Origin of the sequence: Corynebacterium faecium (genome assembly GCF_027257105.1) — a bacterium.
In the GTDB taxonomy this organism is placed as follows: Bacteria; Actinomycetota; Actinomycetes; order Mycobacteriales; family Mycobacteriaceae; genus Corynebacterium; species Corynebacterium lehmanniae.
Window position 1 is genome coordinate 66,493 of record NZ_JAPYJX010000005.1, and the last position, 25,581, is coordinate 92,073.

Annotated in this window: 23 protein-coding genes and 1 pseudogene; 20 read left to right on the forward strand and 4 right to left on the reverse strand. The window is 67.6% G+C overall.

The window, feature by feature from the left end:
* Positions 1-67: 67 nt before the first annotated feature.
* The 8 genes from O5O53_RS06635 (at position 68) to O5O53_RS06670 (ending at position 7,037) form a co-directional block, all read left to right on the forward strand.
* Complete coding sequence (locus O5O53_RS06635) at positions 68-817, forward strand: C40 family peptidase (RefSeq protein WP_338026594.1); 750 nt, start codon at positions 68-70, stop codon at positions 815-817.
* 160 nt (positions 818-977) lie between these two features.
* Entirely contained in the window at positions 978-2,006 is a 1,029-nt protein-coding gene (locus tag O5O53_RS06640) for a C40 family peptidase (protein ID WP_269510217.1), read from the forward strand.
* A complete protein-coding gene (locus O5O53_RS06645) occupies positions 1,990-3,138 on the forward strand; it encodes a glycosyltransferase family 4 protein (RefSeq protein ID WP_437177848.1) in 1,149 nt (382 codons plus the stop codon). The genes O5O53_RS06640 and O5O53_RS06645 overlap by 17 nt, the downstream gene beginning before the upstream one ends.
* A gap of 11 nt (positions 3,139-3,149) precedes the next feature.
* Complete coding sequence (locus O5O53_RS06650; RefSeq protein WP_269510220.1) at positions 3,150-4,103, forward strand: ROK family protein; 954 nt, start codon at positions 3,150-3,152, stop codon at positions 4,101-4,103.
* Between the two features lie 14 nt (positions 4,104-4,117).
* A complete protein-coding gene (locus O5O53_RS06655; protein WP_269510223.1) occupies positions 4,118-4,846 on the forward strand; it encodes a lysophospholipid acyltransferase family protein in 729 nt (242 codons plus the stop codon).
* On the forward strand, positions 4,843-5,058 hold the full coding sequence (locus tag O5O53_RS06660) for a hypothetical protein (RefSeq protein ID WP_034998511.1): 216 nt from the start codon (positions 4,843-4,845) through the stop codon (positions 5,056-5,058). Before O5O53_RS06655 ends, O5O53_RS06660 begins: the two co-directional genes overlap by 4 nt.
* Positions 5,059-5,568: a polyadenylate-specific 3'-exoribonuclease AS gene (locus O5O53_RS06665; protein ID WP_239306631.1), complete on the forward strand. Its 510-nt coding sequence runs from the start codon at positions 5,059-5,061 to the stop codon at positions 5,566-5,568.
* Positions 5,569-5,648: 80 nt separating this feature from the next.
* The gene (locus O5O53_RS06670) at positions 5,649-7,037 is read left to right on the forward strand and encodes a class II 3-deoxy-7-phosphoheptulonate synthase (RefSeq protein WP_269510227.1); all 1,389 of its coding nucleotides are present in this window, start codon (positions 5,649-5,651) and stop codon (positions 7,035-7,037) included.
* 825 nt (positions 7,038-7,862) lie between these two features.
* Here O5O53_RS06670 and O5O53_RS06675 read toward each other — a convergent pair.
* Positions 7,863-9,173, reverse strand: a pseudogene (locus tag O5O53_RS06675) (protein kinase domain-containing protein); the annotation flags it as partial.
* Between O5O53_RS06675 and O5O53_RS06680 the strand changes: the two are divergent.
* Positions 9,172-9,561: an Rv2175c family DNA-binding protein gene (locus tag O5O53_RS06680; protein WP_269510233.1), complete on the forward strand. Its 390-nt coding sequence runs from the start codon at positions 9,172-9,174 to the stop codon at positions 9,559-9,561. The pseudogene O5O53_RS06675 and the gene O5O53_RS06680 sit on opposite strands and share 2 nt — an antisense overlap.
* Here the strand turns inward: O5O53_RS06680 and O5O53_RS06685 are convergent.
* The 3 genes from O5O53_RS06685 to O5O53_RS06695 are packed head-to-tail and all read right to left on the reverse strand — an operon-like array spanning position 9,464 to position 12,659.
* Positions 9,464-10,969: an alpha-(1->6)-mannopyranosyltransferase A gene (locus O5O53_RS06685; RefSeq protein ID WP_269510529.1), complete on the reverse strand. Its 1,506-nt coding sequence runs from the start codon at positions 10,967-10,969 to the stop codon at positions 9,464-9,466. The two genes, O5O53_RS06680 and O5O53_RS06685, sit on opposite strands and share 98 nt — an antisense overlap.
* Positions 10,969-12,051, reverse strand: coding sequence for a polyprenyl synthetase family protein (locus O5O53_RS06690; RefSeq protein ID WP_269510236.1), 1,083 nt, complete (start codon positions 12,049-12,051; stop codon positions 10,969-10,971). The genes O5O53_RS06685 and O5O53_RS06690 overlap by 1 nt, the downstream gene beginning before the upstream one ends.
* A gap of 44 nt (positions 12,052-12,095) precedes the next feature.
* Positions 12,096-12,659 (reverse strand): GNAT family N-acetyltransferase, encoded by a 564-nt coding sequence (locus tag O5O53_RS06695; RefSeq protein ID WP_181888745.1) that lies wholly within the window; start codon positions 12,657-12,659, stop codon positions 12,096-12,098.
* A 155-nt stretch (positions 12,660-12,814) separates the two neighbouring features.
* On the opposite strand from O5O53_RS06695, the gene O5O53_RS06700 reads away from it, so the two are divergent.
* The 11 genes from O5O53_RS06700 to O5O53_RS06750 all read left to right on the forward strand — a co-directional run bounded on the left by O5O53_RS06700 (position 12,815) and on the right by O5O53_RS06750 (position 25,579).
* Entirely contained in the window at positions 12,815-13,249 is a 435-nt protein-coding gene (locus O5O53_RS06700) for an SAV_6107 family HEPN domain-containing protein (RefSeq protein ID WP_269510238.1), read from the forward strand.
* 90 nt (positions 13,250-13,339) lie between these two features.
* Positions 13,340-13,732: a DUF3040 domain-containing protein gene (locus O5O53_RS06705; protein WP_181888743.1), complete on the forward strand. Its 393-nt coding sequence runs from the start codon at positions 13,340-13,342 to the stop codon at positions 13,730-13,732.
* Between the two features lie 414 nt (positions 13,733-14,146).
* Positions 14,147-14,581, forward strand: a complete 435-nt coding sequence (gene mraZ, locus O5O53_RS06710; RefSeq protein WP_171192781.1) for a division/cell wall cluster transcriptional repressor MraZ — start codon at positions 14,147-14,149, stop codon at positions 14,579-14,581.
* 190 nt (positions 14,582-14,771) lie between these two features.
* Entirely contained in the window at positions 14,772-15,785 is a 1,014-nt protein-coding gene (rsmH, locus tag O5O53_RS06715) for a 16S rRNA (cytosine(1402)-N(4))-methyltransferase RsmH (protein ID WP_269510241.1), read from the forward strand.
* Between the two features lie 21 nt (positions 15,786-15,806).
* Positions 15,807-16,499, forward strand: coding sequence for a cell division protein FtsL (gene ftsL / locus O5O53_RS06720; RefSeq protein ID WP_269510244.1), 693 nt, complete (start codon positions 15,807-15,809; stop codon positions 16,497-16,499).
* Positions 16,500-16,677: 178 nt separating this feature from the next.
* Positions 16,678-18,567 (forward strand): peptidoglycan D,D-transpeptidase FtsI family protein, encoded by a 1,890-nt coding sequence (locus O5O53_RS06725; protein ID WP_269510247.1) that lies wholly within the window; start codon positions 16,678-16,680, stop codon positions 18,565-18,567.
* Between the two features lie 21 nt (positions 18,568-18,588).
* The gene (locus O5O53_RS06730) at positions 18,589-20,073 is read left to right on the forward strand and encodes a UDP-N-acetylmuramoyl-L-alanyl-D-glutamate--2,6-diaminopimelate ligase (RefSeq protein ID WP_269510250.1); all 1,485 of its coding nucleotides are present in this window, start codon (positions 18,589-18,591) and stop codon (positions 20,071-20,073) included.
* Positions 20,070-21,590: a UDP-N-acetylmuramoyl-tripeptide--D-alanyl-D-alanine ligase gene (locus O5O53_RS06735; protein ID WP_269510253.1), complete on the forward strand. Its 1,521-nt coding sequence runs from the start codon at positions 20,070-20,072 to the stop codon at positions 21,588-21,590. Before O5O53_RS06730 ends, O5O53_RS06735 begins: the two co-directional genes overlap by 4 nt.
* A 36-nt stretch (positions 21,591-21,626) precedes the next feature.
* On the forward strand, positions 21,627-22,727 hold the full coding sequence (gene mraY / locus O5O53_RS06740) for a phospho-N-acetylmuramoyl-pentapeptide-transferase (RefSeq protein ID WP_269510256.1): 1,101 nt from the start codon (positions 21,627-21,629) through the stop codon (positions 22,725-22,727).
* Positions 22,703-24,127, forward strand: a complete 1,425-nt coding sequence (gene murD, locus O5O53_RS06745) for a UDP-N-acetylmuramoyl-L-alanine--D-glutamate ligase (RefSeq protein WP_269510259.1) — start codon at positions 22,703-22,705, stop codon at positions 24,125-24,127. The genes mraY and murD overlap by 25 nt, the downstream gene beginning before the upstream one ends.
* A gap of 51 nt (positions 24,128-24,178) precedes the next feature.
* Positions 24,179-25,579: an FtsW/RodA/SpoVE family cell cycle protein gene (locus O5O53_RS06750; RefSeq protein ID WP_269510262.1), complete on the forward strand. Its 1,401-nt coding sequence runs from the start codon at positions 24,179-24,181 to the stop codon at positions 25,577-25,579.
* The last annotated feature ends 2 nt before the right edge of the window (positions 25,580-25,581 follow it).

Here is a 25,581-nt window from a genome sequence, read left to right on the forward strand (position 1 = left end):
GTCTTTTCTCAACGCCCGGCCCGACAGCTAACCCGGTTGGCGAAGAGAAGATATGGAGAAAACTATCGTGGCAAAGCACCGTCGCCAGGACAACACCGCAGCACGCGCAGCAGCGGCTACCGTAGCCGTCGCAGCGGGCGCCGCTCTGGTCGCGCCGGCCGCCGCCTCCGCAGCAGAGGTCCGTGTTCCCAACACTCCGGTTTCCGTCCAGGTTCCGGGCATCGAGAATGTCCCGGGCATCGCATCCATTCCGGGCATCGACGCTTGGATCCCGTCGCTCGCAGGCGCACCGGCAAGCGGCAACGTCCAGAACGCCATTGCCTCTGTGAAGGCAATGCCGGGCGTGGCCAACGTCCCGGGCTTCACCCAGTTCCTCGCTAACGTCGAGCAGCAGGTCCGCCCGGCGGCTCCGGCTCAGGCACCGGTCCAGCAAACCTACTCCGCACCGGTTGCCGCACCGGCTCCGGAGCCGTCCATTGGCGAGCGCATCGTTTCCATTGCGCAGTCCAAGATCGGCTCCCCGTACGTCTACGGCGCTGCGGGCCCGAACGCCTTCGACTGCTCCGGCTTCACCTCCTGGGTTTACGCGCAGGCTGGCAAGTCCATCCCGCGCACCTCGCAGGCACAGGCGTCTGCCGGCCAGCAGGTCGCGCTGAGCGACATCCAGCCGGGCGACATCGTCGCGTACTACGGCGGCGCTTCCCACGTTGCCATCTACGCTGGCAACGGCCAGATCATCGACGCGCTGAACTCCGGCATCCCGGTCGGCTACCGCGATCTGCACATGATGCCGATCCACTCCGTGGTCCGCTTCTAAGAGCAGAAACTGTGCCCCGTCCCGCATCGCGGGGGCGGGGCATTTTTTCTCTCTTACCTCAGTATTCACTCAAATCACACGTTGAGCATTTTGCTTGGCGACGGGCCCGGGAGCAGCTATAGTTTGTTCGTTCGCGCCAAAATCTGAAGAGGTGTCCACCGTGGGTAAGCACTCCCTCCGCCCCAACCGCTCCCGCGCCGCCGTCGCGGCCACTGTCGCCGGCAGCGTCATCGCCACAACGGTGTTTCCCGCGACCCCCGCATACGCGGACGACGTGGACGCGTTGATCGAGGAGATGGAGTCCGTCTCCCACGACGCCACGGCGAAGGCGGAGGAGATCAAGGAGCTGGAGGACGAGATCACCGAGTCCGAGGCGAAGCTGCGTTCGGCGAACGCCCGCGCCGCCGAGGCAAAGTCCCAGCTCGAGTCTCTGCGCGGAGTGTCCGACGCGCAGCGCAAGAACGTCGGCGACATCGCGCATTCGCGCTACCGCATCCCCAAGTCCGACGCGATTTTGACCACCCTGGATTCCGGCAACCCGCAGGAGGCGATCGACCGGTCCGCGTACCTGGCTGCATTGGGCCGCAACTCGCAGCGCGCGCTGACGGAGCTGGAGGACGCCAACCGCGCCGCCGGCGAGCGCGCGAGCGTGGCCAGCATTGCGGTTGCGGAGGCGCAGCACGCCCGCAACGAGCTGGACGGCAAGCGCAAGAAGCTGGAGGAAGAGCACGAGGAGCTGGATCTGCGCGTCGCCGACATCGAGCGCCGCGTGGACAGCCTGAACGAGGCGGACCGCCAGCGGTGGATGAACAAGGACAACCCGGTGGATTCCGCGTCCCTGCCGGGCGTGGACTCCGGCATCGTCGCCGCGGCCATGGCGCAGCTGGGCAAGCCGTACGGCTGGGGCGCTGCCGGCCCGGATGCGTTCGACTGCTCCGGCCTGATGGTGTGGGCCTACGCCCAGAACGGCATCGGCATCCCGCGCACCTCGCAGGCGCAGCTTGCCGGCGGCACCCCGGTGTCGCTGGACGCCCTGCAGCCTGGCGACATCATCGGCTACTACCCGGGCGTGACCCACGTGGGCATGTACATCGGCGACGGCATGGTGGTCCACTCCTCGGACTACGGCATCCCGATTCAGGTGGTGCCGCTGAACTCCATGCCGATCCAGGGTGCAGTTCGCTATTAAGACGCTGCTGGTCACCAACGACTTCCCGCCCACAGTGGGCGGGATTCAGTCGTATTTGCGGGACTACGCCGGCGAACTGGCGAACCGTCTCGGCCCCGACAAACTCGTGGTGTTCGCCTCCACCCAAGACGCCGACGCGGCCCGCGAGTGGGACGCGTCCGCGCCGTACACGGTGGTGCGCTGGCCGCGCCGCGTCATGCTGCCCACCCCGGCCACAAGCCGCGAGATGCAGCGTCTCATCCGAGACCACGGCATCGGCACGGTGTGGTTCGGCGCCGCCGCACCGCTGGCGCTGATGGGCGCTGCCGCGAAGCGCGCCGGCGCCGCCTACGTCATCGCCACCACCCACGGCCACGAGGTCGGCTGGGGCATGCTGCCCGTCGCCCGCCAGGCCCTAACCGCCATCGGCCGCAGCGCCGACACCGTCACCTACATCTCGGACTACACACGACAGCGCCTGAGCGCGCTAGGCACCCGCCCGCGGTTCGTGGCGCTACCGTCCGGCGTGGACACCGAGTTCTTCCGCCCCGCCACCGCCTCCCAGCGGGCCGCCGCCCGCGAATTCCTCGGCGTCGGCGACGCGCCGCTGGTGGTGTGCTCCTCGCGGCTGGTGGCCAGGAAGGGGCAAGATGTGCTGATTCGGGGGTGGCCGGAGGTTCGTCGACAAGCAAAAGGCGCCCGGCTGGTCATCGTGGGCTCCGGGCCGTACGAACGGAAGCTGAAGGCGATGGCGGGCGAGGGCGTCGTGTTCACGGGCGCGGTGCCGGGGGAGCGGCTGCGCGACATCGTGGCGGCCGCGGACGTGTTCGCCATGCCCGCGCGCACGCGCCTCGGCGGGCTCGACGTCGAGGGCCTCGGCATCGTCTACCTGGAGGCGCAGGCGTGCGGCGTGCCCGTCGTCGCGGGCGACTCCGGCGGCGCGCCCGAGACGGTCACCGCGGAGACTGGGGTGGTGGTGGACGGCCGGGACACGGGTGCCGTCGCTAAGGCGATTGCGCAGCTGCTTCTCGACGACCAAAGGCGCGCCCTGATGGGTCGCGCCGGACGCGCGCATGTGACCGAGCACTTCTCCTGGGACGTGCTCGGGGCGCGGTTGGCTGCGCTATGCAGCGCTCGCGGGCGGCGGGACTAGACTGCCATTCCATGGTTGCTCACTCACCGATGACCGTCGGATTCGACATCGGCGGCACGAACGCACGCGCAGCAGTGGTGGACGCTGACGGGGTGATCGTCGATTCGCTCGGCACCGACACGCCGCACGACGCGGAGGGGCTCACCCGCACGATCGTGGAGATGGTCGGCGAGCTGCGCGCATCCCACGACATCGGGGCGGTGGGCGTGGCTGTGGCCGGGTTTTTGGACCCGGACTGCGAGATCGTGCGCTTCGCGCCGCACCTGGCCTGGCGCGACGACCAGCCGGTGCGCCGCGACCTCGAGCAGGCGCTGGGCCTTCCGGTGCGCCTGGAGCACGACGCGAACTCCGCCGCGTGGGGCGAGTACCGCCACGGCGCCGGCCGCGACCTGGACACGTGGGTGTTCTTCGCCGTCGGCACCGGCATTGGCGCCACGCTGATGCACCACGGGGAGATCTACCGCGGCGCGTTCGGCACCGCGCCCGAGTTCGGCCACATCACCGTGGTCCCCGGCGGGCGCGTGTGCTCCTGCGGCAAACAGGGGTGCTTGGAGCGCTACGCCTCCGGCACGTCGCTCGTGGACTGCGCAATTGAAATCGCCACCAAGGGCAGCTTTCGGGATTCGGCGGTGTACCGGGCGGTCGTCGAGAAGCGAGCGAGCGGACACGACGTCATGGCCGCCGCACGCGCCGGCGACCCGCTGGGGCAAGCCGCGCTGGACAGCTTCTCCACCTGGCTCGGCCGCGGGCTGGCAATCGTGGCCGACGTGCTGGACCCCGCGCACATCGTCCTCGGCGGCGGCGTGAGCGAGGACGCCGACCTGTACCTGGACGATGCCCGCGCGTCCATGTCCGCCAACATCGTCGGCGCCGGCTACCGCCCGCAGCCGGAGATCCTGTGCGCTGAGCTGGGATCCCGGGCGGGTATGATCGGGGTCGCTGATCTGGCCCGTGAACTGCTGTAGAAGGCGAGTAAACGATGAACAACAAGTGGTATTCCCTGTTCAAGGTCATCCTCGGGCCGCCGCTGCTTGTCTGGAACCGCCCCACCATCGAAGGCGCGGACAACATTCCCGACGAAGGCGCCGCGATTTTGGTGTCCAACCACCAGGCCGTGCTGGATTCCTTCTACCTGCCGCTGATGGTCCGGCGGCAGATCACTTTCCCCGCCAAGAAGGAGTACTTCACTGGCACGGGGCTGTCCGGGCGCATCCAGAAGTTCTTCTTCTCATCGGTGGGCCAGATCCCCGTGGACCGCGATTCCAAGGACGCCGGCGACGCGCTGCAGAACGCGGCGGAAAGCGTGCTGGGCAAGGGCGACCTCTTCGGCATCTACCCGGAGGGCACCCGCTCACCGGACGGGCGAGTGTACAAGGGCCGCACCGGCATGGCGCGCGTGGCCATGGCCACCGGAGCGCCCGTTGTGCTCATCGGCATGGTCGGCTCCGGTAAAGCGAACCCGATCGGCACGACAGTCCCGCGGCCGGTGAAGGTGCGCATCAAGGTTTCCGAACAGATCCACCCGCACGCCTGGGCGGCCGAGCACGGCTTCGACCCCGCATCTCGCGAGGTCATGCGCCCGTTCACGGACTACTGCATGCACCGCCTCGCGGACATGGTGGGGGAGGACTACGTGGATGTTTACGCCTCGGACGTGAAGAAGTCCCTGGCGGAGACGGGGGAGTACCCGGAGGAGGCACGCCCGTGAACAAACCGCTGATTATCCGTTTTGCGCTGGTCGCTGTTGTTGTGGCGATCTACCTGGTCGCCTCCGAGGCGGGCTGGTACCCCAAGCTGGCTGGCCCTCTCGCCGTGTTGGCGGTGGCTGCTGTCATGTTCTGGCCTCGCCGCGGCGGCGGTCCGAAGGGGCCGTCGAGACGCGAGCTTCTCGACGACATCCGGTCGGAGCAGCGCAAATAAATGCGGTATTTCTACGACACTGAATTTATTGAAGACGGCTCCACCATCGAGCTCGTCTCCATCGGCATTGTCGCCGAGGATGGCCGCGAGTTTTACGCCGTGAGCACGGAGTTCAACGCCTCCAACGCCAATGAATGGGTGCGCGAAAACGTGCTGAGCAAGCTGCCGCGCGCCTCGCACCCGGCGTGGAAGCCGCTGCAGCAGATCCGCGACGAGGCCCACGCGTTCCTCACCGCCGGCCGCGGCAAGCCCGAGCTGTGGGCGTGGGTCGGCGCCTACGACCACGTGGTGTTCGCCCAGCTCTGGGGCGACATGGCCGGCCTGCCCAAGGACCTGCCGCGTTATACGCGCGAGCTGAAGCAGTACTGGCAGATGGCGGGCCGTCCGCGCCTGCCGAAGGTGCCGGACGGCAACCACGACGCGCTCGTGGACGCGCGCCACAACCTGCGCAAATTCCGCGTGTGCATGGAGGCATTGCCTATCGACGCCTCCGGCGCAGTGTCCAAATAGTGAGACAGTTTCTTCACCGTTTGGGAAAGTGCAGGTGAAATAGGTTGTAGTGCGGTGGGATTCGTGCTACTACTGATTGGGTGAGTTGGACAATCGACATCCCCAAAGACGTACTGCCGGACCTGCCCCCGCTGCCGGGCGACCTGAACGAGCAGTTCCAGGACGCAATCTCCCGCGACGCGAAGCAGCAACCCTCCTGGGACCCCACCCAGGCGCAGTACGTGCGCAAGATCCTCGAGTCCGTGCCGCCGGTCGTGCTCGCCCCCGAGGTGGAGGAGCTGAAGGCCCAGCTGGCGGACGTCGCCAACGGCAAGGCGTTCATGCTGCAGGGCGGCGACTGCGCCGAGACCTTCGAGTCCAACACCGAGCCCCACATCCGCGCCAACGTCCGCACCCTGCTGCAGATGGCCGCGGTGCTGACCTACGGCGCGTCCATGCCCGTCGTGAAGCTCGCGCGCATCGCCGGCCAGTACGCGAAGCCGCGTTCCTCTGACCTGGACGCGAATGGCCTGCCTAACTACCGCGGCGACATCGTCAACGGCGTCGAGCCCACCGAGGAAGCCCGCCGCCACGACCCGGCCCGCATGGTCCGCGCCTACGCAAACTCGTCCGCCGCGATGAACCTGGTCCGCGCCCTGACCGCGTCCGGCACCGCCGACCTGCACAACATCAACGACTGGAACCGCGAGTTCGTGACCAACTCCCCGGCGGGTGCGCGCTACGAAGCTTTGGGACGCGAGATCTCCCGCTCCCTGGCCTTCATGGACGCCTGCGGCGTGCGCGACGACAACCTGCGCACCTCCAACGTCTACGCCTCCCACGAGGCGCTGCTTGTGGACTACGAGCGCGCCATGCTGCGCCTAGCCACCGACTCCAAGGGCGACACCAGACTCTACGACCTGTCCGCCCACCAGCTCTGGATCGGCGAGCGCACCCGCGGCATCGACGACTTCCACGTCAACTTCGCTGCTCTGATCTCCAACCCGATCGGCATCAAGCTCGGCCCCACCACCACCCCGGAGGAGGCGGTCGCCTACGCCGACAAGCTGGACCCGGACCGCGTCCCTGGCCGCCTGACCATGGTCATCCGTATGGGCCAGGACAAGGTCCGCGAGGTCCTGCCGGGCATCGTGAAGGCCGTCGAGGCGTCCGGCCACAAGGTGGTCTGGCAGTCCGACCCGATGCACGGCAACACCTTCACCTCCTCAAACGGATACAAAACCCGCCACTTCGACAAAATCCTCGACGAGGTCCAGGGCTTCTTCGAGGTCCACCGCGAGCTGGGCACCCACCCGGGCGGCATCCACATCGAGCTCACCGGCGAGAACGTCACGGAGTGCCTCGGCGGCGCCCAGGACATCACCGACGTCGACCTGCCCGGCCGCTACGAGTCCGCCTGCGACCCCCGCCTCAACACCGAGCAGGCCCTCGAGTTGTCCTTCCTCGTCGCCGAGATGCTGCGCTACTAGCTTTCGGTCTGCCTGTGCACTCCGCCGGTCTGCGGGGCCTCCGGGGTCTTCGGGGCTATTGGGCCCGCGGAACCTTCGGGGCCGGCAGGTTTTGTACGAATCGACAACGCTCCGGCATTTCCCCAGGTGGGGGAATGGAGACCCGGGGCGTTTTGTCGATTCGTACAAAATTGCGCTGCTTGCGGACTCCGCATTGCGGACACCTCGGCCAGTACCAACGGTTGGTCGGTGCCCACTATGCAGCTGCATAGCGGTGGGTGGTGGCCCCTCGTAAAAGCTGACATTCTGCCGAAATTGGCCCTTAGTGACCTGCGGAAATGTCGGGCGGTCGTCAGATCTTGCGAGCGCCGGGAGGGGGGCGGCGCTTGCGGACTCCGCATTGCGGACAACTCGGCCGCCATCAATGATTGGTCGTCACCCACTATGCAGCTGCATAGCGGTGGGTGGTGGCCCCTCGTAAAAGCTGACATTCTGCCGAAATTGGCCCTTGGTGACCTGCGGAAATGTCGGGCGGTCGTCAGATCTTGCGAGCGCCGGGAGGGGGGCGGCGCTTGCGGACTCCGCATTGCGGACAACTCCGCCGCCACCAATGATTGGCCCGCACCCACTATGCAGCTGCATAGCGGCAAGGCGCCGGTTGCGGACTCTGCATTGCGGATAACTCGGCCGTCACCAATGGTTGGCCGGCACCCACTATGCGGCTGCATAGCGACGAGGCGCCGGTTGCGGACTCTGCTTTTGCGGACAGCTTGGCCGTCACCAATGGTTGGCTGATACCCACTATGCAGCTGCATAGTGGAAGTCGCCCGGCTAGGGCTGGGGAACGATGACCTCCGGGATTTCGCCGTACATGCCGGAGCCGAACCACCAAGCCCCCAGCGCCACGGCGACGATCGCGATGATGGCGAAGACGGCGTACAGGGCCACGCCGAACGGGGAACGATTCGACACGGGTTTAACGGTGGGACGTCGGGAAGCGGGCTCGCGGGAGGAGGGGGCATCCGGGGCGTCGGGGGAGATCTGCCTCGGCGCAGGCGCAGGTGCCGGGCCAGCGGCCGGGACTGGCGCCGGAATGGGTGCCGCACCAGCCGCGGGCCACTGGCCGCGAGCCGGGCCGGGCGCCGGCTGGGCGGGCCTGACGGGGGAGGGAGAGACGCGGGTGGGGGCGTCGTCGCCGGGGAAAAGGCGCTGGTGGGCAGCGCCACCCGCGCCGCCAACTCCCGCGGCCAGTCCGAAGTTGGTCGGGTGCTCGGCGGCGCGGTGCGCGGCGGAGTTGCGAGGCGCCGGCACGGTGTAAGACGGAAGCCGCAGCTCACTAGCTACGTCGTCCAGCGCCGCCAAAAACTCGGCGGCGTCGTGGAACCGGTCCTGCGGGTTGCGGGCGGTGGCGGTGGCCACGAGCTCGTCGAAAAGCTTGGGCACCCCCGCGATCAGCGAGGACGGCGCGGGCACATCGGAGCGCAGCCGCGCGTACGCGTGGGCCAAGGGGGTCTCGCCGCTAAACGGCGTGCGGCCGGTGAGCAGCTCGAAGAGCACGATGCCGGCGGAGTAGACGTCGGAGGCCGCCGTTAGCGCCCCGCCGTCGACTTGCTCGGGCGAGAGGTAGGCGACGGTGCCGACGATCTGGTCGGTGGATTGGGTGGTTTCGGCGGCGGCACGCACGAGTCCGAAGTCGGAGAGCTTGACGCGGCTGGAGGCGTCGATGAGCACGTTGTCGGGTTTGATGTCGCGGTGCACCATGCCCTTCGCGTGCGCGACCGAAAGCCCGGTGAGCATGCCGCGCATCACGGCCGCGGCGGCGTGCGGGGGCATGGGGCCGCGCTCTGCCAGCAGCTCGCGCAGGGTGCCGCCGGTGATCAGCTCCATGATCAAAAACACTTCGCCGCCGGATGCGGAGAAGTCGTACACGTTGACCAGGTTCGGGTGGCTGAGCTGCGCCATTGCGCGGGCTTCGCGGCGGAAGCGTTCGCGGAAGACGTCGTCGTGCACGTACTGCTCGTGCATGACTTTCGCGGCCACTTCGCGCCCGAGCCGCGCGTCGACGCAGCGGTAGACCGTGGCCATGCCGCCGCGCGCGATTGGGCGGTCGACAACGTAACGCCCGTCCAGTGTCGTGCCTGCGCGCAAGGTTGCCATGTGTACCAGAGTAGAATCGCCGACCGTGAGCGCACAAACGAATCTTGAGCAATTGCTTATCGACGAAACCCTGCTGCCGTTCCCGGATGTCGCCGAGAAGCTGGGCGTGCCGGTGACCAAGGTGCACGACTACATCGGCGCGAAGAAGCTGGTGCACTACGTCAAGGACGGCAAGAAGGTTGTGCCGGCGAGCCTGTTCGGCGAGGACGGCTTGAGCAAGTTCGTCTCCGGCGCGATCACGGTGCTTTTCGACGGCGGCTACGACGCCGACGAGATCCTGGCGTTCCTGTTTACGCCGGATGAGTCTCTGCCGGGGCGTCCTGTGGACGCGCTGCACGGCCAAAAAGCTCGCGAAGTGATCCGCCGCGCGCAGGCGATGGCGTTTTAGCCGGGTCTCTAAACAGCCACTCCACCGCCACGACGGCGGCGATTGCCGCGAAGGCGAGAAACCACATGTCGTAGAGGCGGTGGTTGCCGCTGCCCTGGAACGCCAGGGCGACAACTATCGACGCCCCGACGGCCACCCGCACCACCCAAGCCGGTGGCTTAAACGTGCCTGCCAGCGAGATGACGGAGGCGTAGTACCAGGGCAGCGTCACCGCGTTTGCGGCAAACGCCACGGTGTATGCGGCGGTGGTGCCGGCGACGGCGCGGCGCTCGTAGGCCTCGCCGCGGCGGGGGCGGAAAATCCACCACACCACCGCCAGGCCAACCAGCATGAGCACGGAAAAGACGGTGCGGGTCCAGCCGAGGGCGGTGTTGTAGCGGAACGTGTCGTCGAAAAGCTGGAGCACCGGCGTGATCAGTTCGGCGGCGAGGGTGGGGCCGGCGAGCGGGTTGATCACCTTCGAGTTGCCGGTGATCTCTTCGAGCCACCCCCAGGTGGTGCCGGATGCCCACGTGACCAGCTGAATCACCGCGACGTTGACGGCGAGCGCCCACGCCCCGCAGGCCACGAGCATGCCGGCGGCGCCAAGCGTGGTGGTGCTGCGGCGCTTGACCATCAGCCACACCACGAACGGCAGCGCCACCGCCGCGGTGGCTTTCAGCGACACCGCCAGCGCGATCAGCGCGATGCCGGGGGTGCACCAGCGGCTGCGCAGGCACCATAGAAGGCCCACGCTGACCAGACCGACCATCACGGCCTCGTTGTGCATGCCGCCGATGAGGTGCAGCAGCATCACCGGGTTGGCCGCGCCCAGCCACAAAGCGAGCGCGGGATCGCCGCCGATCTGCGTGGCAATGCGCGGCAGGGCCCACACGATCAACGCGAAACCCGCCAGCGAAATCAGCCGGTAGACCACCAGGCCCAACGTGACGTTCTCGCCGACCAGCCACGTCACCGCCTTGCCCACGCCGAGGTGCAAAGGACCGTACGGCGTGGTGGTGTTACGCCAGTCGTGGGAGACCTCCCACAGGTACGGACCCGGGTTGACGGCGGCGCCTTCGGAGTACGGGTCGAAGCCGTCGCGAAGCATCGCACCCTGCATGAGGTAGGAGTACACGTCGCGCGACAGGATCGGCGCGCACAACGCGAGAACGCCCGTCCACCAGCACACGCTGCGGCGCACCTGCGCCAGGCCGGGCCGGGTCTTCCACAGCAGCACCCACGCCACCACCAGGCCGAGAATGCCGGCGGTGAGCAGCACGTCCATCAGCGCGCGGCCGTGGCCGTAGGACAGGTGCTCCAGGTCCACCGCGCGCAGCAGGCCGCCGCGGTAGCGGGTCGCGCCGGCGCCGAACGAACCCACGGCGATCAGCGCGCAGGCGGCCACGCCCAAATGCTGCGGGCGCATCACATCCGCCGGTCGGTGGCCTTGTGCGCGAGCACGGTGAGCGCTTCAACGGCGGCGTCGTTGATGCCGGCGCCGGCCAAAAAGCCCAGGCCGGAGGCGGTGAGCTCCTCGATGCGCGCCTCCACCGCGTCTTCCGCGCCGCTGGAGCGGATGAGCGCTGCTAATCGACGCAGCTCCGCCTCGTCCTCCGTCTTCCCAATCCCGTCACGTAGCTCTTGCGCGGCGGCCGGGTCCGCCTGGTCCAGCAGCTCGAGGGCGGTGGCGAACAGTTCCGTGCGCTTGCCTTCGCGGATGTCGTCGCCGGTCGGCTTGCCGGTCACCGCCGGGTCGCCGAACACGCCGAGCAAGTCGTCGCGCAGCTGGAACGCGATGCCGATGTCGCGGCCGTAACCACGGAAGGCGTCGATAAGCGAATCGCCCGCACCCGCAAGCGCCGCGCCCAGGTGGAGGGGGCGCTCGATGGTGTACGCCGCTGTCTTGTAGCGGTTGACGCGGTTGGCCATCTCCACCGACTCGCTGCCGAGGCTCTCCAGCATCATGTCCAGCAACTGGCCGCCGATGACCTCGGTGCGCATGCCCACCCACGGCTCCGCGGCGCGCGCGAGCGCGTCTTGGGAGACGCCGGAGTAACGCCACATGTCCTCAGCCCAGGCGAGTGCGAGGTCGCCGAGCAGGATCGCCGCGTTCGTGCCGTAGAGCTCCGCGGAGCCGAGCAGGCCCTGGCTGCGGTGCTCCGCTTCGAGCGCGCGGTGCACCGTGGGGTTGCCGCGCCGGGTGTCGGAGGCGTCGATGATGTCGTCGTGCACCAGCGCGCACGCCTGGATCAGCTCCAGCGAGCTGACCGCGCGAAGCACTGCCGCGGGGTCCTCGGTGCCGTGAAGACCGCCGGCGCCGACGAACCCGGCCCATCCGTACGTGGGGCGCACGCGCTTGCCGCCGCCGAGGACAAAGCGACGCAGGTGGCCCACGGCGTGGGCGACAGGCTCACCAATGGTTTCGACAGCCTTCGCGCGCTCGTCAAAAAACGCTGCAAGATGCTGCTCCACCTGTGCCGGTACGTCCTCGAGCCCAAGATTTTTCACGCCCACGCTCCTCGTGCCTGAAATTCGTGCTTTCCCTGCAAACCCTACCCAGTGGGGTTTTGCAGATCGAGGGCGAGGATGGCGAAGGGCCGTTTATCTCCCTCATAGAGGAAATTGCGCGCCACGTCCGTGAAACCGAACTTTCGGTAGAGCCCGAACGCGTTGTTCGCCTCGCCCGCAACCTCCGGAGTAGACAGCAGCGCCCAGCGAGTCGGGGCTTCCCGCAGCAGCTCCGTGAGCAGGCGGGAGCCCAGACCATTGCCTTGCAGGGCGGGGGAGACGTGCACCTCCGCGACCTCGAAGTAGCTGCGCAGCATGTCCCGGTCCTGATCCGTGATCCCGCCGTTCGCCTCCATCGCGCGCACGAGTTGGCGGTCCCACCAGCGCTCCCGGGTGCCGATGAAGCCGTAGGCGACGCCCACGACCTGGCCGCCCTCGATCGCCGCGATCGCAGTGAAACCGGGGGAGCGCACCTCGCCCTTCCACACCTGAATGCGCTGGCGGCGCATAGACCGCGGGTACCCCATGGCCTCGATATAGATGTCAACGAGCGTGGGGACGAGCATCAGGAACTCGGCTGCCGTGAGGCGCTGGATGGTTGCAGTCACCCCTCTATGGAAGCACTTGCGGGTGCGGGGCGTGACAAGAACCCAAACATTGGTTCGAACACACGTTCGTTTGAGGGGCCGGTGGTGTCGAACGGGTGTTTTAGGGTGAGCCCATCACTTAAACGAAAGCAATGTTTGCGCAGGAGGAAGCGATGATGGGAAGCGTAGTTTCGGCAACAACCGGTGCGGTGTACGGGCGGGGCGCGCGTATCAGCAAGGCGGACCAGTTCCTGGCCGCGGCCGAGGAGCTGATTGGACTGGCGCACGATGATTTTGAGGCTGGCAGGCACGACGTGGCGATGGAAAACGCCTACCGTGCGGCGCTTCGGGTCGCCGGGGCGCGGAACGCGGGCTCGCCGGTCGTGCGCAAGCGCAAGCGGCTGCCCACGAACGCGTGGGACAAGCTCGCGCTCACGGGCGACGACGGCGCGCATTGGGCGGCCGTGTTCAAGCGCTATTCGGCGCAACGCGGCAGGGTGGCGTCCGGCATTGAAACGGATCCGGGCGCGGCCGTCGTGCACCGCTTACTTGCGGATGCGGAGGAGTTCTACCTGTCCACCCGTGCAGGGGAGGTGCCGATGGCCGCCTAGCGGGACGAAAGTGGGACACGGGAACAATCTGCGTACCATGGCCGTTAATCGGATATTGTCAGTCCGCCATCGGTATCTGGAGAGTGAGCAGTGTCTCTATCTGAGCAGGAAATGCGGGCGTTGCGCGAAATTGAGCAGTCGCTCTTCGCGGACGACCCGAAATTCGGTAGCAGTGTCGTGACTGAATCTGGCTTCGGTTCCGCGCCTAAGACGGGGCGATTGACCATGCGCAGCGTCGCGCTGATCGTCTTGGGGCTCGTGCTGCTGCTCGGCGGCGTGGCACTGGCGAGCTTGAGCATTTGGACGATTGTGCTGAGCATCATCGGCTTCGCAGTCATGCTCTTCGGCGGCATCATGGCCCTGCGCACCCCGTCGAACCAGTCGTCCCCGTCCGCACGCGCGTCCAGGCAGGCAAAGCCCCGCACCCAGCGCAGCGCCAGCATGGAGGAAAGCTTTCGTCGGCGTTTTGAGGACCGTCAGTAATATTTAGCGGCATCTGCGGCAGCGCCTTCCCGGCATAGCGGGAGGGCGCTTTTTCGTGCCCGCCCCAAATCCCCCACTTCTCCCCACTGGCGCCCCGTAGGTGCCAAAACCTGGGTGCAGACGTTCCACTCGGGACGAAAGCCATGGGGTTAGAGAGGTAGAAAGTGGCGTGTGTGAGCCGTGGTTCGAGACTTTGCGGGTAAACTCCCCACGGCGAAATAGCGGCTTTGAGCTGTGAAAACGCGACACGGCAGAACAAAAAACTGCCGAGGTGTGGCGTTTGTGGGGGAAAGTGGGTTAAAGTGGGGCCCAGCGGAGTGACGTGGCGTGCATCTTGACTACGTGCGCGGTACGGAACGAAGCCGAGAAAATTTCACAGCCAACGTCAGAAAGTGAAGGAAGGTAGGTCGCCGGATGTTTCTGGGAACCTACACTCCCAAGCTCGACGACAAAGGTCGCCTGACGCTCCCCGCGAAGTTCCGTGAGGATCTTGCGGACGGGTTGATGGTGACCAAGGGGCAGGACCACTCGCTTGCGGTGTACCCGCGTGACGAGTTCGCCGCCCGCGCCCGCAAGGCCGCAGCGGCATCCCGCACAAACCCCAAGGCGCGCGCGTTCATCCGCAACCTGGCTGCCAGCGCGGATGAGCAAACGCTTGACGGGTCTGGGCGAATCACCCTGTCCCCGGCGCACCGGGAGTACGCAAACCTTTCCAAGGAGTGCGTGGTCATCGGTTCGGTGGATTTTCTCGAGATCTGGGACCTCGAGTCCTGGAATAAGTATCAAGAAGAGACTGAAGCCGCGTTCTCCGCGGCGGATGACGACGACATTCTCTCCGGTCTGCTGTAGGGCTGACTACCCGGCAGCAGGCATCGACTACGGAGAGCGTGTACGGACTCTGTCCGGGGCGTGAAGCGTTCTGGTGTACTTCCCCGACATCAGAACAGCCGCCCCGGGCAGGGCTCTATGCGCTCCCCGCGCTGACATCGCTGACACACCGCACGAGCTTGGGACACTAAAGGGACACGGAGGGCATGGCATGGCGAACTTCACGCTCGCTGACGACCCGCACGGTCACGTCCCCGTCATGCGCGAACGCATGGCTGAACTGCTCGCGCCCAGCGTCGAAAAGTTCGGGGCAAATGCGGTGCTTATCGACGGCACGCTCGGCGCCGGCGGCCACACAGAGCACTTCCTCACCGTGTTTCCCAACGCACGCGTGATCGGCGTGGACCGGGACCCGAACGCGCTGCGTCAGGCGTCGGAACGCTTGGCGCCTTTCGGCGACCGCTTCACCGCGGTGCAGTGCCGCTTCGACCACGTCGACGAGGCGGTGGCGGACAACGCCGGCGACATCTTCGACACGGCCCGCGAGCACGGCATCGCGGGCGCGCTGTTCGACCTCGGCGTGTCGTCCATGCAGCTGGACCAGGAAGAGCGCGGCTTTTCCTACCGGGGCGACGCCCCGCTGGACATGCGCATGGATCAGACCCAAGGCATCACCGCGGCCGAGGTGCTCAACACCTACAGTCACGGCGACCTGGCCCGGATTTTGAAGACTTACGGCGACGAGCGCTTCGCCGGCAAGATCGCCTCCGCCGTGATCGCGGAGCGTGAGCGCGAGCCCTTCGACCGCGCCGCGCGTCTGGTGGAGCTGCTCTACGCCACCATCCCGGCGGCGACCCGCCGCACCGGCGGGCACCCCGCCAAGCGCACGTTCCAGGCGCTGCGCATCGAGGTCAACCGCGAGCTCGAGGCGGTGGAAAACGTCGTGCCCGTGATCACCGACCTGCTCGGTGTCGGCGGGCGCGCGGTGTTCATGAGCTACCAGTCCCTGGAAGACAAGATCGTCAAAGCCGCGTTCAACGAGCTCACCACCTCCAAGACCCCGGTTGGCCTGCCGATGGACTTGCCGGGCACCGAGCCGGAGTTCCGCACCGTCACCCGCGGCGCGGAGAAGGCCCCGGCGGAGGAGATCGAACGTAATCCCCGCGCCGCACCCGTGAGGGTGCGTTGCATTGAAAAACTCAGCCCCTCCCAGCCCACCCACTAAGCCCGACAAAGGACGGACACCATGGCCGCACGAGCAACGAGATCGGCAACGCTGACCCGTAACCAGAGCCGCACACAGGGCCGCACCCCGCGCCGCACTGAGCACCCGGCCAACCGCGTGCGCACCATGCCGGGTGTGAAGCCGCACGTGGAGCACCCGAAGTCCCGGGGCCGCCTGGGGTCGAATCAGGTGGTGTCCGTCCGCGGGCGCCGCGTGGCCACCACGAAGGCGCGTTCCAAGTTTTCCTCGCTATCCCAGATTGCGTTGCCGCTGCTGGTGGTTGGCATCGCCGCGGCAATGATCTTGTCCGGTATCGCAACTACGCAGACGTTTGCGATCCAGAAGCTACAGGCGCGTGAGCAGGAGCTGTCCAACGAGGTCGAGTCCCTCAATCGCGACTTGGAGGACCGTCGTTCCTCGGCGGCGCTTGCGCAGCGCGCGGATTCCATGGGCATGGTGCTCGCCGGCGAGCCGGGTGTGGTCGCAGTCAATGAGGAGGGCCACGCTGAGGAACAGCGCCCCTACAACCCGGAGTCGGCCACCAAGCTGGTGGATGTCAACGGAGAGGGAAGCCCCACCTCCCGCGCCTCGTCGGACAACCGCGCGACGAAGGAGCTGGAAGACGCTCTGACTCAGCGTCCGGGACGCGCCGCGAACGCTCCGCGCCTTGACAATTTGGCGCCGTACCAGGCCAACGTTGCGGCCCGGCCGTAGCGGAGGGCGTGGCGCACCTAGGTATCTGCCCGGGGGCGGGGCATGATGGTTGTCGACAAAACGGCGGGTACCAGCCAGTGGATATGGGAGGTGAGCAGTGCCACGCACTCACGCTAACGCGCAGGTAAGGCCAGAGAAGCCAGCGCCGGCTTCCCAAAAGCAGATCACGGGTACGCGCGTGTATTGGCTTGCTATCGCTTTCTTGGCGGTGGCGGCCTTGCTTATTGGACGCCTGTTTTGGGTGCAGGTGATCATCGGCGACGAACTGCGCGAGCAGGCCAACGATCAACGCAGCCGCACCTATGTGGACCGCGCGCGCCGCGGCGAGATCGTGGACCGCGACGGCAACAAGATGGCATACACCATGCAGGCGCGCTCTTTGACGGTGTCTCCGGTGCAGCTGCGCAAGGAGCTCAAGGAACAGCAGGAACTTGAGATGCGTGTGGACGGCATGTCCCCGGAGGACATCGCCGCCCAGGTCGATGCCCGCGTGGAAGACCAGCTGCGCACGATGGCCAACGAGATCCCGGGGATGATCGGCGACGGGGAAGTGGTGCGCGACGTGCCAGCGAATACCGCCACCGGCGAGCCGACCACCAAGGTCGGCCAGGTCAGCGCCAAGGAGATCCTGGACAAGCTGCACGCCGACACCAGCTATGAGGTGCTGGTGCGCAACGTCGATCCGGACGTGGCCGCTACCGTGGCGGATGCCTTCCACGGCATCGCGGCGGACCACCAGGACATCCGCCAGTACCCGAACGGCGCGGTCGGCGAGAACATCATCGGCAAGGTGTCCATGGACGGCCAGGGCCAGTTCGGCATGGAAGCTTCCCGCGACGCGGATCTCACGGGCATCGACGGCCGCTCCACCGAGGACGTTTCCGCGAACGGCCAGTCCATTCCGGGCTCGCTTCGCGACGTCGTTCCGTCCGTCGGCGGCGCCCAGATCGAGCTGACCATCGACCTGGATCTGCAGACCTACGTCCAGCAAACCCTTGAGCAGGCGAAGGCCAACTCGCTGGCCAAGCAGGCCCAGGCCGTGGTGCTGGATGCCCACACGGGCGAAGTGCTCGCCATGGCCAACACGGACACGATCAACCCGAACGGCAACGTGGACCAGCAGGTCAAGCAGGGTAAGGACTTTGAGAACCCGAGCGTGTCGCACCCCTTCGAGCCCGGCTCTGTGGCGAAGGTGATTACTGCTGCCGCGGCGATCGACCAGGGGCTAACGGACCCGTATGAGGTGCACCAGGTGCCCGGGTCCATCGACATGGCGGGTATTACGGTGCGCGACGCGTGGGAGCACGGCGTGATGCCGTACACCACCGCCGGCATCTTCGGTAAGTCCTCCAACGTGGGCACCCTCCAGCTCGCGCAGCGTCTGGGGGAGGAGCGTTTCTGGGACTACCTGAACCGTTTCGGCATCGGCCAGAGCACCGGCATTGAGCTGCCCAACGAGTCCGCGGGCCTGCTGCCGGTGCTGGAGCAGTGGTCCGGCGGCACCTTCGCCAACCTGCCTATCGGCCAGGGCATGAGCTGGACCGCGCTGCAAATGGCCGGCGTGTTCCAGACGATTGCGAACGAGGGCGAGCGGATCCAGCCGCGCATCATCCACAAGATCACCGGCCCGGACGGGGAGGAGATCGCGCAGGAGGAGCCGCAGCGCACCCGTGTGATCAGCGAGGAAGCCGCCCACACCACCCTGGACATGTTCCGGTCCGCGTTCCAGGAGGACCCGACCGGCGTCAACAGCGGCACCGCCCAGGGAAACAACTTGGAGGGCTACCAGTTCTCCGGCAAGACCGGTACGGCGCAGAAGGTCAACCCGGACACCGGCGCGTACTCGCAGAGCGCGTACTGGATCACCTTCGCCGGCGTCGCTCCCGCGGACGATCCCCGCTTCGTCGTTGCCGTCATGCTGGACGAGCCGCAGCGCGGTGTCCTCGAGGGCGGCAACGGCGGGCAGTCCGCGGCGCCGATTTTCAAGCAGATTTCGGGTTGGCTGCTCAACCGTGAGAACGTGCCGCTGAGCCCGCCGGCAGAGCCGTATCCGTTGCAGGGCCAGTAGATACAGATGGAGGACTCACCTATGACAAGCTTGCAGCATCTCGCCGACATCGCCGGCGCGCGCATCGTCAACCCGCCGAGCGCGGACGCGCCGGTGACCTTCATCGGCCTGGACTCGCAAAACGTCGAGCCCGGCGGCCTGTTCGCCGCGCTGCCCGGCACCCGGGTGCACGGCGCGACCTACGCGTTCGACTCAGCCGCCGGCGCGATACTTACCGACGAAGCCGGGCTGGCGATTATCCAGCAGACGGCCGACCGCCGCCCGGTGCTGGTGGTCGAGGATGTGCGGGCAATTTTGGGCCATGTGGCGGCTGAGGTGTACGGGCACCCGTCGCAAAGCTTCATGCTCCTTGGCGTGACCGGCACGTCCGGTAAGACCACAACCACCTACATGCTGGAGAAAGGGCTCACCGCAGCAGGCTGCAAGGTGGGGCTGATCGGCACGACCGGCACGAAGATCATGGGCCGCGACGTGGCCACGGAGCTGACCACGCCCGAGGCGCCGATGCTGCAGCGGCTGTTCGCGCAGATGCGCGACGAAGGCGTCACGCACGTGGTCATGGAAGTTTCCTCGCACGCGCTGATGCTGGGGCGCGTCACCGGCTCCGACTTCGACGTCGCCGCGTTTACCAACCTCTCGCAGGACCACCTGGATTTCCACCCGACCATGGAGGATTACTTCCAGGCGAAGGCGCTGTTTTTCGACCCAGCGAGCGAGCTGCGCGCCACACGCAGCGTCATCTGCGTCGACGACGAGTGGGGCCGGCGCATGGCCGCGCTCGCCGAGGCACCGGTCACTGTCGCCACCACGGGTGGCGCCGATGTGACCGCGGAGCTTGTGCGTATCGACGACCAAGGCCGCCAACGTATCCAGCTCACCGCCGACGAATCCCACGAGTTCACACTGCCGATGCCGGGCGCGTTCAACGTGGCCAACGCCGCCCTCGCCGCGGCTGTCGCCCAGACTGCGGGCGTGGAGCTGGAGGCGTTCTTGCACGGCCTGGAGCAGGCGGCGGTGCCGGGGCGCATGGAGCGTATCGACGAAGGCCAGCCCTTTGTCGCCGTCGTGGACTACGCCCACAAACCGGCCGCCATCGGCGCGGTGCTGGCCACCCTGCGCGGCCAGGTGGAAGGCCGCATCGGCGTGGCCGTCGGCGCGGGCGGCGACCGCGATTCCTCCAAGCGCCCACTGATGGGCGCCGAGGCCGCCAAGGGCGCGGACTTCGTGGTGGTCACCGACGACAACCCGCGCACCGAGGACCCCGCCGCCATCCGCGCCGCGGTGCTCGCGGGCGCCTGCGAGGCCGGCACCGGCGCCGAGATCGTCGAGGTCGGCTCCCGCGGCAAAGCCATCGACGCGCTCGTCGAGTGGGCGCGCCCCGGAGACGCTGTCATCGTGGTGGGCAAAGGCCACGAGGTCGGCCAGCTCGTGGGCACCGAGAAACTGCACTTCGACGACCGCGAAGAGATGCGCAGGGCAATCACAGAAAGGCAATCTCGAGCATGATCGACATGACGCTGGCGCGCATCGCCGAGATCACCGGCGGGCGCTTGAGCCCGGAAGCAGACCCGGACACGCACGTCACCGGGTTTGTGGAGTTCGATTCGCGCAAAATCGGCCCCGGCGGGCTCTTCGTCGCCTTCGCGGGGGCGCGCGTGGACGGTCACGACTTCGTGGACAAGGCCGCCGAGGCCGGCGCCGCCGCGTCGTTGACGACGAGGGAGGTGGGTAGGCCTTCGGTGATCGTCGAGAAGCTGCCGCCCCGCGAGGGCGACAACTCGGACCTGGCAGCGAACGACCCGGACGGCTCCGCGGCGGGCGTGGTGGACGGCATGTCCAAGCTGGCGTCCGCTGTCGCGCGTGAGCTGACGGACTCGCACGGGCTGACCATCGTCGGTGTGACAGGTTCTGCGGGCAAGACGTCGACGAAGGACCTTATCGCGGCTGTGCTTTCGCGCGCTGGCGAGACGGTGGCGCCCCCGGGCAGCTTCAACAACGAGATCGGCCACCCGTACACGGTGCTGCGATGCACCGAAGACACAGACTTTCTGGTCGCGGAGATGTCGGCGCGCGGCGTCGGCCACATCGCGCACCTGGCCGCCATCGCGCCGCCGAAGATCGGCGTGGTGCTCAACGTCGGCTCCGCGCACATCGGCGAGTTCGGCTCCCGCGAAAACATCGCAAAGGCGAAGGGGGAGCTGGTGGAGGCGCTGCCTGAAAGCGGCGTCGCAGTGCTCAACGCGGACGACGAGCTCGTCGCCGGCATGGCCGCCCGCGCGGACGCGCGCGTGGTCACCTTCTCCGAATCCGGCAACACGGCCGCAGACTACTATGCCACGGGCGTCGAGCTCGACGCGGTCGCTCGCGCGTCCTTTACTATGCACACCCCGAACGGAGAGCCGCAGCGCGTCACGCTCGGCGTGTTCGGCGCGCACCAGGTGGGCAATGCGCTCGCCGCGGCGGCCGTGGGCACGGAGCTGGGCATGGATGCGGCCACCGTGGCCGAGGCGCTTTCCGCGGCCAGTTCGGTGTCCGTCAACCGCATGGACGTCAATACGCGCGCCGACGGCGTGACCGTGATCAACGACGCCTACAACGCCAACCCCGAATCCATGCGCGCGGCCATCGCTGCGCTCGGCTACACCGCCGCCGCCCGCCCGGGCGTGCGCTCGGTGGCGGTGCTCGGCGAGATGAGCGAGCTCGGCGCCGGCGCCGAACAGGAGCACGCACTGCTCGCGGACGAGCTGGCGCGCTACCGCGTGACGCACCTGGTGGCCGTCGGCAAGTCCGATGCCATGGCCGCGCTGACGCGGCGCGCGGAGGAACGGGGCATTTACACCACCGCTGTCGCCGACACCGACGAGGCCGCGCAGGCGGTGCGCGAGTTGCTGGCAACTGCCCCGGCGGGGGAGGACAATTGGCGCGAGCGCGCCGACCGGGATGTCGTCCTGGTAAAGGCCTCCAACGCCGCCCGGCTGTGGGTGGTGGCGGAAGCGCTCCTGCAAGGGCATACCCTTAGGTAGACACTCGACGTAGAGAAATAGCAAGGTACAACTTCCATGGTTCAAGTTATCTGCGCCGGAATCATCAGCTTCTTGGTTTCGATCTTCCTCACGCCCACGCTCATCCGGTACTTCAACCGGCGGGCGATGGGCCAGGAGATCCGGGAGGATGGTCCGGCGTCCCACGCCCGCAAACGCGGCACTCCGACGATGGGCGGCATCGCCATCCTCGTGGGCATCACCATGGGCTACCTCGGCGGCAGCCTCGTCGCCCTGTTCACCGGCCATTCGGCGTTTACGGCCACGGGCCTGATCGTGCTGTTTCTCACCCTGTCCCTGGGCCTGGTGGGCTTCGCGGACGACGGTATCAAGCTGTTCATGCACCGCAACCTGGGCCTGAACAAAACCGCGAAGCTGGTGGCGCAGCTGGCCATCTCGCTGATCTTCGGCGTGCTCATCCTGCGCTTCCCGGACGAGAACGGGCTGACCCCGGGATCGCAGTTCCTCAGCTTCGTGCGCGACATCGAGACGATCGACCTGACCTTCGGCGGGGGGACCATCGGCACGGTGTTCTTCCTCATCTTCATCTACATCCTGCTGGCCGCGTGGTCGAACGCGGTGAACCTCACCGACGGGCTGGACGGGCTCGCCTCCGGCACCACCGCCCTGGTGATGGCCGCGTACGTCGGCATCACCTTCTGGCAGTTCCGCAACTCCTGCGACGCCGTGGCCGCCGCTGGCTGCTACAGCGTCCGCGACCCGCTGGATCTGGCCATCCTGGCCTCCGCGGGCTTCGGCGCTTGCGTGGGGTTCCTCTGGTGGAACGCCGCCCCGGCGAAGATCTTCATGGGCGACACCGGCTCGCTCGCGCTCGGCGGCCTGGTGGCGGGCCTGTCCGTGGGCTCGCGCACGGAGCTTTTGATGATCATCATCGGCGCCCTGTTCGTGCTCGAGGCCGCGTCGGTGGTCATCCAGGTGGCGTCGTTCAAGTCCACCGGCAAGCGCGTGTTCCGCATGGCGCCGTTCCACCACCACTTTGAAAACGGCGGCTGGCACGAGACCACTGTCGTGGTGCGTTTCTGGATCATCTCCGCCATGGCGTTCATGCTCGGCCTGGCTGTGTTCTACGGCGAATGGCTGAACGGGGCGAACCTGTGACGCAGCCGATCCTGCCGGACTACACCCTGGTCGCCGGCGCCGGCGTGTCTGGCCTCGGTGCGGCGCAGCTGCTTGAGCGCGCCGGCACCCGCTTCACCGTCGTGGACGACAACGAAGCCGGCCGCGCACGCGCCGAGGCAGCCGGCTACGACACCTGCACCGGCGACGAGGCCCGCGCCCGCTTCGGCGAGGTCGGCCTTGTGGTCACCTCGCCCGGCTGGCGGCCGGATACGCCTTTGCTTGTCGACGCCGCATCCGCCGGCATCGACGTCATCGGCGACGTCGAGCTGTGCTTCCGCCTGGACCGCGCCGGCGTGTTCGGCGACCCCCGCACCTGGCTGGTGGTCACCGGCACGAACGGCAAAACCACCACCACCGGCATGCTCGCACAGATGATGATCGAGGCCGGCAAAGACACCGGCCTGCGCGCGGGCGCGTGCGGCAACATCGGCGTCGCGGTGGGGGAGGCGATGCTCGCGCCGGAGCGTTTGGACGTGCTGGTGGCTGAACTGTCCAGCTTCCAGCTCCACTGGTCCTCCCAGCTCGTGCCCGATGCGGGCGTGCTGTTGAACCTGGCCGACGACCACATCGACTGGCACGGCAGCTTCGCCGACTACGCCGTGGCCAAGGCGAAGGTGCTCAAGGCGCCGGTGGCGGTCGCAGGCATCGACGACACCGAGGTCGCGCGGATCGCCGCCGGCACGGGGCGCGGGGACATCGTGGGATTCACGCTCGGCGAGCCGGCGGACGGCCAGGTTGGTGTGGTGGGCGGACGCATCGTCGCAAAGCTTGGCGGAACAACGGTGGATGTCGCATCAGCCGACGGCATCGAGCCCGCTGGTGCCGCAGGTGTCCTAGACGCGCTGGCCGCCACGGCGGTGGCGCTGACCCAAGGTGCCAGCCCTGAGCACATCCAGCGCGCGCTGGACGTGTACCAGGTGGAGGGCCATCGCGGTGCGGTCGTGCACTCCGGCGGCGGGGTGGACTGGGTGGACAACTCCAAGGCCACCAACCCGCACGCGGCGGATTCGGCGCTCACCGGCGCCGGCACCGTGGTGTGGGTCGCCGGCGGGCAGCTCAAGGGCGCGTCCGTGGACGCCGTGGTCAAGGCGCACGCCACGCAGTTCCGCGCGGTGGCGCTTCTGGGCGTGGACCGGGAGCTGATCCGCACCTCGCTCGAGCAGGTCGTGCCGGAGGTGCCCGTGTTCGTCTCCGATGCGCAGGACCCGGAGCAGGCGATGGACGAGGTCGTCGCGTGGGCGGCCACGCAGGCGCAGCCGGGGGACACCGTGCTTTTGGCGCCGGCCGCCGCGAGCTTGGACATGTTTTCCGGTATGTCTGCGCGTGGCGACGCATTCGCGGCTGCCGCAATGCGACACTGGGACCCGCACAACAAGTAAGCTCAACTCAAGGTTGAGGTTTTCTTCCGCGGTTCCAATCGAAAGGGCAGCATGACGGTTCAACGCGCACCCCGGCAACGCGCACCACGGCCGGACGCCCCATCGAAGCTCAGCGCAGGCGTCAGGCGCATCCGGGATGCGCTCGATTCCCGGCCGCTTATCGACTACACCATGATCCGCAGCATCGTGCTCTTCCTCGCCGGACTCGGCGTGGTCATGGTGATGAGCTCGTCAATGGCGACCTCGTTCGCCGCGAGCGCGAGCGTGTGGTCGCTGGCGGCGCGCCAGTTCGTGATGGTCGTGCTCGGCCTCATCGCGTTCTGGGCGGCGCTGAAGACCCCGCCGGAGCGGCTGCGGGGCCTGAGCAACTGGCTGATGATCATTGCGGTCCTGCTGCTGATCGCCGTGCTCACGCCGCTGGGCACTGGCCGCGCAGAGGTGGGCTCGCAGTCCTGGCTGGTGGCCGGCCCGCTTCGCCTGCAGCCCTCCGAGTTCGCCCGCGTGGCCATCGCCATGTGGGGCGCGAAGATCCTGGCCAACAAGGACCCGCGCCGCCTGAGCACCCCGAACAACGGGTTTGCCGCGTTCCTCACCGTTTCCATCATCTGCGTCGGGCTGATCGCCATGCAGGGAGACATGGGCATGGCGCTGTCGCTCGCCGTCGTGGTGGCGTTCATCCTGCTCTTTGCCGGCGTGTCCCTGAAGGCCGTGGGCGTCGTCGTGGCCTCGGGCCTGGTGGCCCTGGTGGTGATCTTCCTCTCCGGCAGCTTCCGCTCTGACCGCTTCCACGTCTACTTCGACGCGTTGCGCGGCCACTTCGATGATACGCAGGGCATCGCGTTCCAGTCCCACCAGGGCTTCCTCTCACTGGCGGACGGCCATATCTTCGGTGTTGGCCTGGGCCAGTCCCGCGCGAAGTGGTTCTACCTGCCGGAGGCGCGCAACGACTTCATCTTCGCCGTCATCGGCGAGGAGCTCGGTCTGTGGGGCGGCGCGCTGGTCATCACCCTGTTCGCGCTGCTGGGCTTCTTCGGCATGCGCACCGCGCTGCGCGCGCAGACGCAGTACCAGACGCTCATGGCTGCGTCCCTGACCGCCACGGTGGTCTCCCAGGCTTTCATCAACATGGCCTACGTGGTGGGCCTTCTGCCGGTGACCGGCATCCAGCTGCCCATGCTGTCCGCCGGCGGCTCCTCGGCCGTGTTCACCCTCGGCGCGATGGGTGTGCTGGCCTCGGTGGCGCGCCACGAGCCGGACGCGATTTCTTCCATGCAGAACTACGGCCGCCCCCTGTTCGACCGCATGTTCTTCATCGGCGAGCCCCGCGCGCTCAAGCAGCGCCGCCCGGTGCCGTCCGCCGCGCCGCGCCGCGAGCGCTACGGCACGCCGGTGACCCAGCCGGTCGCCGCGGCCTACCATGGGCAGCCGCACCGCCGGACGCCGCGCCGTTAGGA

Bases quoted from the DNA above. Each gene is read 5' to 3' on its own strand.
- O5O53_RS06700 (WP_269510238.1), top strand. From the start codon at position 12,815: ATGGGAAGCGTAGTTTCGGCAACAACCGGTGCGGTGTACGGGCGGGGC.
- O5O53_RS06750 (WP_269510262.1), top strand. From the start codon at position 24,179: ATGACGGTTCAACGCGCACCCCGGCAACGCGCACCACGGCCGGACGCC.
- O5O53_RS06650 (WP_269510220.1), top strand. From the start codon at position 3,150: ATGGTTGCTCACTCACCGATGACCGTCGGATTCGACATCGGCGGCACG.
- O5O53_RS06735 (WP_269510253.1), top strand. From the start codon at position 20,070: ATGATCGACATGACGCTGGCGCGCATCGCCGAGATCACCGGCGGGCGC.
- O5O53_RS06655 (WP_269510223.1), top strand. From the start codon at position 4,118: ATGAACAACAAGTGGTATTCCCTGTTCAAGGTCATCCTCGGGCCGCCG.
- rsmH (WP_269510241.1), top strand. From the start codon at position 14,772: ATGGCGAACTTCACGCTCGCTGACGACCCGCACGGTCACGTCCCCGTC.
- ftsL (WP_269510244.1), top strand. From the start codon at position 15,807: ATGGCCGCACGAGCAACGAGATCGGCAACGCTGACCCGTAACCAGAGC.
- O5O53_RS06730 (WP_269510250.1), top strand. From the start codon at position 18,589: ATGACAAGCTTGCAGCATCTCGCCGACATCGCCGGCGCGCGCATCGTC.
- mraY (WP_269510256.1), top strand. From the start codon at position 21,627: ATGGTTCAAGTTATCTGCGCCGGAATCATCAGCTTCTTGGTTTCGATC.
- mraZ (WP_171192781.1), top strand. From the start codon at position 14,147: ATGTTTCTGGGAACCTACACTCCCAAGCTCGACGACAAAGGTCGCCTG.
- O5O53_RS06685 (WP_269510529.1), bottom strand. From the start codon at position 10,969: ATGCGCCCGCAGCATTTGGGCGTGGCCGCCTGCGCGCTGATCGCCGTG.
- O5O53_RS06680 (WP_269510233.1), top strand. From the start codon at position 9,172: ATGTGTACCAGAGTAGAATCGCCGACCGTGAGCGCACAAACGAATCTT.
- murD (WP_269510259.1), top strand. From the start codon at position 22,703: ATGGCTGAACGGGGCGAACCTGTGACGCAGCCGATCCTGCCGGACTAC.
- O5O53_RS06665 (WP_239306631.1), top strand. From the start codon at position 5,059: ATGCGGTATTTCTACGACACTGAATTTATTGAAGACGGCTCCACCATC.